The following is an 8,572-nucleotide window of genomic DNA, read 5'->3' on the forward strand; positions in this document are numbered from 1 at the left end:
TATTGATGCGTCTCATGTACGAGCGCGTCAAAATGCGGCAGGAGTGAAAGACCAAGCTATTTCTAAAAATATTGGTGGCAAATAGTTCTAAAATCCATTTAGCTGTGGATGCGAATAGAAATCTTATTGAATCTATTATTGGTAATAGGAAGACCCAAGATGTGAAAGTTGCACCTGATTTGATTGATGTTATGGATGTAAAAGAAACATAAATATTGTGTGCAGATCAGGGTTATGATTTAGAGTTACTTAGAGTAAAATTTAGAATACCGAAACCAAAGCGAATATCCTAAAGAAATGTAACTATAGATCTAACATTAGCATATGGATTAGTATTTATATAAAATCAGAAATTTAGTAGAAAATGAACTTGCAAGATTGAAACATTTTCGAAGAAATATCTCTATACTTCATCAACAGGGTAAATCTATTAAGGCCATTAGTCGTGAACTGAGGGTGTCTCGAAATACCGTATGTAAATATTTACGGCAGAAGGAAACACCTCAGTATCGGCGTACACAACCTAGAACAAGTATTCTTGATCCATATAAACCCTATTTACTCCAACGGGTAAACGCAGCTCATCCTAAATGGATTCCTGCTGTTGTGCTCTATCAGGAAATTTTAGGGTTGGGATATCCAGGAAAGATCAGGATCTTGAGGGAATATCTTGCAACATTAAAACCAGTTGCTCAACCGGAACCGATCATTCGTTTTGAAACCCAACCTGGCCAACAAATGCAGGTGGATTTCACCACGATTCGACGCAACAACACGACTTTAAAAGCCTTTGTCGCAACATTAGGGTATTCCAGAGCGACTTTCGTGAAATTCTATGATCATGAACGTACGGATGCATGGATCTATGGTCTAGAAAATGCATTTCAGTTCTTTGCAGGAGTACCTCAAGAAATCCTGTTTGATAACGCTAAAACGATCATGATTGAACGGGATGCCTATCAGGAGGGGCAGCATAAATGGAACCCCAAATTGCTCGACTGCGCCAAGAAGTACAGCTTTCGTCCTCGCGTATGTAAGCCCTACCGCGCACAGACCAAAGGCAAAGTTGAACGCTTTAATGGATACCTCAAATCAAACTTTATTGTGCCATTGAAAGCAAGCCTGAAGACTTCGGGGTTACTGTTAGATGTTGATGTCGCCAATGCCCACATTGGCCGGTGGCTGCATGAAACCGCCAATCAGCGGATTCATGCCACCACGCAAGAAAAACCGGCTGTTCGACTGCAACAGGAGCAGCAAAAATTTACGCCATTACCTCAATCAGATCCGGGTTCTGGTACTGTACCTGTTGCAACAGCACAGCATGTCATGCCCTACGAGAGTTTGCAGCATCCGTTATCGGTATATGACCCGTTGCTAGGAGTTTCCTGATGAATCTGCAATACGAACGTATAGAGCAGCTTTGCCAAAAGCTCAATCTGCCTGCCATCGCATCACAATGGTCACATCATGCACAACAAACATTAGGTAGTAGTCCAAATCCTTTGCAGATGATGTCACGTTGACTGCTGCGATGTTAGATCGGTTATTGCATCACTGTCATGTGGTACAAATATCGGGTGAGAGTTATCGTTTGAAGGATAAAAAAAGAATAGGGATTCAGCTTCAGGTTGAAACTTAATACGAGATCAAAGGGGGCAATTTTACTTTGCCATTTGTAAGGTAAAAGGGGGCAATTTTAGAATGCCGTTGACATGAGCCTTTAACCGTAGGTTTGTGCAACAAAGCCAATCAGTATTGAATAAGGTATCAAGAAAGGCAAAGCGATGCCCATCGATCTCATTACTCCAGACCACTTGTGTCAGATATTCCAGATTGAACTGATAGTAAATCACGGTTCCTCGCGACACCACGCAAAACTGATTAAGCTTAAAGCAAGTTGTTAGACTCTATTAGATTGTAAATGTCTAATTAGACTTCTTTAATCTAATAGGAGCTAATCAGGCCAATAAAGTACCCTCCTTACTGACTAAGTCAGTTTATTTTATAACTCCATTATTTTATGGTTTAATATACATATATAGGAATAAGACCCAATATTATGGATTTAAAATTCAAAAAACCTGAAGAAGTTGTTACTTTGTTATGTGAAAGGCTTCGCAAAGAACGACTTTATCTGGAAATGACTCAGTCAGACGTCGCTACACGTGCTGGTATTAGCGTGAATACAGTATCTAATCTGGAAGCTGGTCGAAATGTTTCATTTGAAAACTTAGTACGTGTTGCCATGGTATTGGGCCGATTAAAAGAATTAGAGGAACTCTTCAAACCTCATTTAAACAGTGTAAATGACATTCTCCGCTATGAGAGCAATACGGCTCGACAACGTATCAAAAGGAAATAAATCCATGCTCAAAAAACTTAATGTTTACTACAATGGATGGGGGGAATATTGGCTTTGGGGTACACTGGTCTCCTCAACCGCAATCACAGGTCGGCCATTAATCGCCTTTGAATATAGTGCAGAAGCGATCAGTAAAGGTTTAGAACTTTCCTCTTACCTACTTCCGTTAAAAGGTGAGTCATTGAGAACAAACTTTCCTGCCCATCAAATGGGATTGCCAGGTCCTATATATGATGCCCTACCCGATGGTTGGGGCATGCTCCTTATGGATCGCTTATTTAAAAAAAATGGACTCAATCCAGCACGGATTGGGCCATTAGAAAGACTCACGTATATTAATACAAATGCGATGGGGGCATTATCCTTTGAACCTTCAGCACTTGAGTTAGCCTTAACTGAAAATATTCCACTGATTAAACTCGCTCAAGAAGTCCAGGAAGTTCTCAAAGGAGAAGGTGCAGAATTTTTACAGCATTTATTAGTTATGGGTGGATCACCACAAGGTGCAAGGCCAAAAGCACTCGTCTATCGTGATCCTGTCACCAACGAATTCTCAACAGTTAGCTCACATCAACATGAAGCCTGGCTGATCAAATTTCCCGCTCAGCAAGAGCATCCTGAAGTTTGTGCAATTGAAGCTGTTTATGCAGAATGTTTACGTCATTGTGATATTGTCACCCCTGACACTCAATATTTTACTCTTCCGAATGGATTAACCGCATTTGCATCAAAAAGATTTGACCGCCATGATGGTATGCGTATCCCTATGCAAAGTTTAGCTGCCTTCACTGGAGCTGATTTTAAATCACCAGGGAGTTTAGACTACAGTAGCTTTCTTCGCGCTGCACACTTTTGCACCAATGATGTTCGCGAAAAAGCAATTGCATTCAAGCGAGCTGTTTTCAATGTAGTCTTCAATAATCGAGATGATCATTGCAAAAACTTTTCATTTCTGATGTCCCAAAATGGACAATGGAAACTCTCCCCTGCCTATGATGTTACTTTCTGTGAAGGACCAGGGGGATATCATCAAATGGATATCATGGGTGAGGCACTGGATATTCCTCGACAAGCTCTTGTAAAACTTGGTACTCAGGAAGCGGAACTTTCTGCCCAAGAAGTCGATGAAATTATTGGCTCGATTTGTAAGGTTGCAAGCCGATTCAGCGATATCGCTCATGATCTATTACCTGGACAAATTCAAGCAGAGACACTCCAAATGATCCAAAATAGGATTGAGCATAATATTCATTTATTGAATTGAATATAAAACATTTTCATGAGGATTAAGATTCATTATAATATTAAATTATATACTGTTGTTATTTCTCATGAAAATCAGTATCAAAACATCGGTGACTTTTATAAACTAGAATATCTAAAATAAAGTGACCAAACCAATATTAAATGATCTAAATTTTAGCCCACTAAAAACTAAATATTAACAATTAAATTATATACTTATAAATAAAGTAATTTAATGATATAAATCTCTGTAATCTTGCAAAGGTTGAGTTTTTTAATATATAAACTAAAAAAATCAGCCTAAAAATGTGTACTTTTTTGTCAACTCGTAAATGATTAAAAAATAAAAAAATGTTTTATTGTATGACTTAAGTTGTTTCTAGGAAAGCGGCGGCAGTCAGTCCAATGCATGAATATTCAAAATTCTTCGGTATAAATAGTCAGCAAAAAGTAGATCGTTTTTTGATTTATGAAAGAGATCTATACTCTTAAATAGAAAAATATCTTTGATAGAACGTAGTAACTTTGAGCTGTAATATGGGGAGGATTAGATACGGTAATAGTGTTTAATAAATATACAGAGCTATGTGATATCGACACTCAGATAGTAATTTAAATTTGATAGCGGCTAGATTTAAATCTGTTTTTACAATTAAAGAATTTACTGTAGAAAGTACATTATAAATTTACTATAATAGGTAAATATTAGCTTAATACGCATGTATAATTTTATTTTAATACACATATGAATAAATATTGCACACTTCAAATTTTTCAAAATAACGAATGGCAAGATTGTGCTATTGTTGAACTAACTGCTAATCAAGAGCAGGGCTGGAGAGCATCTACACGAACATCATACCTATTTGAATATGCTATTGAACATATGGATTTAAGAGATGGCCATGCTCTATCATTCCAATTTCCAGTCAATGTAAAAAACAGTTTAGAAAACCAATGGCCAGCATTTCTCATGGACTTGTTACCTCAAGGCTATGGGCGAAAGGAGCTTTTAAATCAGCTGGGCTTCTCAATTAATGCAGAAGAACAAGCTGATTGGCCCCTACTGAAATCTGGGGCAGGTAATCCTATTGGTAATCTACGAATTAAAGAAGCTTATGACTGGCTTCAAGATCATTTTCCAACTGTAAAACCTCGTGGATTTAGCCTAAGGGAAATTATTGAAAGAAAAGAAGACTTCATTGAGTCACTTGCATCATATGGTTTATTTGTTGCTGGTTCTTCAGGTGTTCAAGGTGAGTGGCCTAAGCTACTATTAACTCAAGGGTATGATGGTCTTTTTTATTTAGATCACAGTCTTCCAGATGAATTAGCGGCAAAGCATTGGCTAGTTAAATTTAGTCGTGGAAACGATCAAAAACTGGAAAAAATACTGTTACATGAAGCAATCTACATGAAAATAGCTCGGTACTTAGGTCTAAGAGTGTTTAAGGATTTAGAGCTTCACCAGAGGACGCTATTTATTCCACGTTTTGATCGCCAAATTATCAATGGTAAAGTCGAAAGAATTGCGCAAGAAAGCTTGGCCTCTTTAAGTGGTAAAGCTGGCTTCGGTGTTAAAATGACGCATAATCAAATTTGTATATTGCTCATGGAATGTTGCTCATCACCAAAAGCTGAAATTTTTGAATATTTGAGACGAGATATCGCTAATGTTGCATTAGGAAATAAAGACAACCATACCCGTAATACCGCAATTCAACGTTTAAATAATGGCACAATTCAATTGACACCCCTCTTCGATTTTGCCCCAATGTGGCTTCATCCTGATGGAATTGCACGCACAACACGCTGGGAAAAAGACGATCATGGTGGAATGCCTTTATGGGAATCAGTCATAACGCAAATAGAAGAATGTACAGGAATAGATTCAAGTGAAATTAAACACACAATTACTCAACAATTGCCACTTTATGAAAATTTGCTTGATGAAATGAAAAAAATAAATATAGATGATGAGATTCTACAAAATAGTCATCAACGTATATTGAATATATGTCAACAGATTCAGGAGCTTTCTAATGGATAAACGTTATAAGCCTATGACGCCAATCGAGCAAATGAATAAACGCTTACAAGTCTTAGAAAATATAAATAACAATCCTGAGTGGGAAATTTACCAGATTGCATCATACATTAGAAAAGAACTACATTTAACATTAACTGAAATGAGTAAAATTACTAAAATAGCACCACAAACTTTACAGAAAATGGAGCAACCAGATAGTAATCCAACATTAGATTCTATAAATAAGTTGTTAAATGCATTTGGTTTAAAATTTATTATTAAATCAAAATAGTTTAATTTAAATTACCTATAAACTAGATTTGGATTTATTTTCTAAATAGTCACCCCACCATTGCATCATGTCAGCTCTTTGTTGAATATAATCTGCGTGATTATAACTAGCGCGAGTTTTATTTTTATCTACATGTGAAAGTTGAGCTTCAATCCAGTTGTCTTGAAATAAGCCTGAATTATTTAAAATAGTACTGAATGTTGATCTTAAGCCATGTGAGGATAGCTCATCTGTTTTATATCCCATCTTACGGATGGTTGAATTTATTGTGTTAAAATGCAATGGTTTATCTTTAATTTTTGGGCTAGCAAAAACATAACGATCTCCTTGTGACCACTCTAGTGCAGATCTAATAATACTTACCGCTTGCGATGATAATGGAACTAAAAAATCTGGAATATCATAACCTGCTATCACTTTTCGACGATATTGCTTGATATGTAAAGCAGGTATTTTCCAAATTTTGTTGTCAAAATCAAAATGATGAGGTTCTGCAGACAATAACTCTGCCCCCCTGACTCCAGTATATAATTTAAATAGGATTGCTTTTTTTATAATCGGATCTGTATTTAGTTGAGTTATTCTAAGAATAAAATTAGAAATTTCTTCATCTTTTAAATAGGGATAATTTTTCTTTAATTTCCCTTTCAATAATATTTTATTGAGACCATAAGCTTGATTATAATCACAGTATCCCATTGCAACTGCAAAATCATAGATTTGATTTAAATAGCTATACGCTTTTTTTACAGGTTCCTTAACTCCCCTATTTTCAATCTGCTTAATTACCTTAACTAAATCAGTTCTTTTAATTTTGCTAAAATCTATATCACCAATAACGGGATAAATGTCATTTATTAAACATGCATTCGCCAATTGGATTACACCACCACGTGGTTGATCTTTAAATGAATTATTTGTTTTAAACTCTAACCATTCTTCACAAACAACTTTAAAAGTTTGAATTTTCTCCTGAACTAAATTTTGTGTAGAAAATTTAGTTGCCTTATAGGAGTCTCTGGCCACTCTAGCCTCTTTGAGATTCATCTCAGGATATGTACCTAGAGTGACTCGTGGTCTTTTACCCGTTTCTGAAACTGAATATCGATAACTCCAAGACTTTTTTCCATTAGGATCGACTTTTAAGCTTAAACCATCATCATCAGCTAAAAAGTAAATTTTTTCTTTTGGATATGACTTTCGTACTTGTGTTTCCGTAAGACTCATAAATTTTTATAAACCAGCATAATGATCCCCATTATCTTAATTATATCAAAAATAAGCATTATTATGTGATGCGTATATTACGCATCACATAAATATTTATATCTATGTTTTTTATAAATATTATTGTGAGTTACTAAGTTGAAGTAACCAAAAAAGTAACCACTGTTAAATCTGTATTAATCAACAAAAAACAATGATAGTTAATCACTATTCTGCAATGAGTTTGTTTTACAGACCTTGTAATCGAGCCTTAATTATTCGAGGCAATATTTCTATCTGGTTTGATCATTTGACTCAATGGTATGCTCATCCGCAAAAAAAAATGGACCAAATCAAACTTAGTTCAATACAGCTATTCAATGCTGCTTAATACCTAAATTGTATATATCATCAATAGTAGTCCACTAATTCCATTTAAGAGTAGTCCACTAGTTCCGCTTAAAAGTAGCCAATTAGATACACTCAAAAAATTGTATCCTAAGATTTAACATTTTGAACTAAGCTAGTACATATTCCTATACAAACGGACCCTAAGTATCACGAGTATGAACAATGATTCTTATTTAACTTGGACACTTTAACTTGCTAAAAACATATCTTAGATTTCAGAACTAACAACTCAATACTTCAAATCCCAAACTTTCTAATTCTATTTTTTCCTTAGGTTTTAAATTTTTAACGCACCACACTAAAATGTACTTTGGTCTTGATGATGCAACATAAGCAAATCTTGCTGCTTCAGATGTTTTATCTTTTATCCAATGAGACCAATGTGTGCCTGTTCCACTCCGTGTAGGATTTGAAATCAGCATGGTAGCTTCATGTGTTTCACCTTTAACACCATGGATAGTTGATTTTCTGAGTTTGATATCCAATGCATGATTTTTGCGATGATAGTTAGAGATGCAATTACTTGCTTTACGACTTGGAGATTGAATTTTAAGGTTAGATTTTTTTAATGCTTCATAAATTTCAGTAAGAACAAATTCTTGCTCATGTAAATTGATGATTACAGCATTAAGTTTTTTGCACCAATCTGTCCATGAACTAGTTTCTAATTTTAGACCATTACTTAATAAGTACTGAATAGAATTATAGAGAAATAATCGCCATTCTAATTCAGATTCAATAATTTGAGGACAATTGTAGTCGTTTGATTTAGTTTCTAACTTAACCTTATTTTTAATATACTCTGAAAAATCAATAAGTGACTGATTGATTGAAATATAACTTGTTTTATCAAAATTTAAAATTGAGCTTAGTAAAAACTCAGCTGGCTTCTCTGGTCTGCTATCTACAACAGATAGTTGGTTTAAAGTCTGATGACCTCTAGCTACTAAAACTCGATTGCTATACTGTTTGGTTAGTTCATTAAATTGAGAAATCACTTCACTAGGTGAATCTTGATACTGAA

The 8,572-nt window shown here is 35.3% G+C and carries 7 protein-coding genes and 3 pseudogenes; 8 read left to right on the forward strand and 2 right to left on the reverse strand.

The window, feature by feature from the left end; translation table 11 throughout:
* The 8 genes and pseudogenes from AVJ19_RS22605 to AVJ19_RS19720 all read left to right on the forward strand — a co-directional run.
* Nucleotides 1-393: pseudogene (locus AVJ19_RS22605) on the forward strand (transposase); the annotation flags it as partial.
* Nucleotides 379-1,392 carry an IS21 family transposase gene (gene istA / locus AVJ19_RS19690; protein ID WP_111861261.1) on the forward strand — a complete coding sequence of 338 codons (1,014 nt, stop codon included), beginning with the start codon at nt 379-381 and terminating at the stop codon, nt 1,390-1,392. The pseudogene AVJ19_RS22605 and the gene istA, both read left to right, overlap by 15 nt.
* Nucleotides 1,392-1,526 carry a hypothetical protein gene (locus AVJ19_RS22710; RefSeq protein ID WP_265736097.1) on the forward strand — a complete coding sequence of 45 codons (135 nt, stop codon included), beginning with the start codon at nt 1,392-1,394 and terminating at the stop codon, nt 1,524-1,526. Before istA ends, AVJ19_RS22710 begins: the two co-directional genes overlap by 1 nt.
* Nucleotides 1,496-1,642, forward strand: a pseudogene (locus AVJ19_RS22355) (ATP-binding protein); the annotation flags it as partial. The gene AVJ19_RS22710 and the pseudogene AVJ19_RS22355, both read left to right, overlap by 31 nt.
* 420 nt (nt 1,643-2,062) lie before the next feature.
* Nucleotides 2,063-2,365, forward strand: coding sequence for a helix-turn-helix domain-containing protein (locus AVJ19_RS19705; protein WP_111861263.1), 303 nt, complete (start codon nt 2,063-2,065; stop codon nt 2,363-2,365).
* A gap of 4 nt (nt 2,366-2,369) precedes the next feature.
* On the forward strand, nt 2,370-3,629 hold the full coding sequence (locus AVJ19_RS19710; RefSeq protein WP_111861264.1) for a type II toxin-antitoxin system HipA family toxin: 1,260 nt from the start codon (nt 2,370-2,372) through the stop codon (nt 3,627-3,629).
* 726 nt (nt 3,630-4,355) lie between these two features.
* A complete protein-coding gene (locus tag AVJ19_RS19715) occupies nt 4,356-5,660 on the forward strand; it encodes a type II toxin-antitoxin system HipA family toxin (protein WP_111861265.1) in 1,305 nt (434 codons plus the stop codon).
* Complete coding sequence (locus AVJ19_RS19720; protein ID WP_111861266.1) at nt 5,653-5,931, forward strand: helix-turn-helix domain-containing protein; 279 nt, start codon at nt 5,653-5,655, stop codon at nt 5,929-5,931. Before AVJ19_RS19715 ends, AVJ19_RS19720 begins: the two co-directional genes overlap by 8 nt.
* A 15-nt stretch (nt 5,932-5,946) precedes the next feature.
* Here the strand turns inward: AVJ19_RS19720 and AVJ19_RS19725 are convergent, their stop codons facing one another.
* Together AVJ19_RS19725 and AVJ19_RS19730 are read right to left on the reverse strand one after the other, a co-directional pair.
* The gene (locus tag AVJ19_RS19725; protein WP_111861267.1) at nt 5,947-7,158 is read right to left on the reverse strand and encodes a tyrosine-type recombinase/integrase; all 1,212 of its coding nucleotides are present in this window, start codon (nt 7,156-7,158) and stop codon (nt 5,947-5,949) included.
* 611 nt (nt 7,159-7,769) lie between these two features.
* A pseudogene (locus AVJ19_RS19730) lies at nt 7,770-8,572 on the reverse strand (ATP-dependent helicase); the annotation flags it as partial.

The sequence above is a fragment of the Acinetobacter sp. CFCC 10889 genome, assembly GCF_003268395.1.
Lineage (GTDB): Bacteria > Pseudomonadota > Gammaproteobacteria > Pseudomonadales > Moraxellaceae > Acinetobacter.

What these genes read in the sequence shown, in the direction of transcription:
- AVJ19_RS22710 (WP_265736097.1), top strand. Translation starts at nt 1,392, where the DNA reads ATGAATCTGCAATACGAACGTATAGAGCAGCTTTGCCAAAAGCTCAAT.
- AVJ19_RS19705 (WP_111861263.1), top strand. Translation starts at nt 2,063, where the DNA reads ATGGATTTAAAATTCAAAAAACCTGAAGAAGTTGTTACTTTGTTATGT.
- AVJ19_RS19710 (WP_111861264.1), top strand. Translation starts at nt 2,370, where the DNA reads ATGCTCAAAAAACTTAATGTTTACTACAATGGATGGGGGGAATATTGG.
- AVJ19_RS19715 (WP_111861265.1), top strand. Translation starts at nt 4,356, where the DNA reads ATGAATAAATATTGCACACTTCAAATTTTTCAAAATAACGAATGGCAA.
- AVJ19_RS19720 (WP_111861266.1), top strand. Translation starts at nt 5,653, where the DNA reads ATGGATAAACGTTATAAGCCTATGACGCCAATCGAGCAAATGAATAAA.
- AVJ19_RS19725 (WP_111861267.1), bottom strand. Translation starts at nt 7,158, where the DNA reads ATGAGTCTTACGGAAACACAAGTACGAAAGTCATATCCAAAAGAAAAA.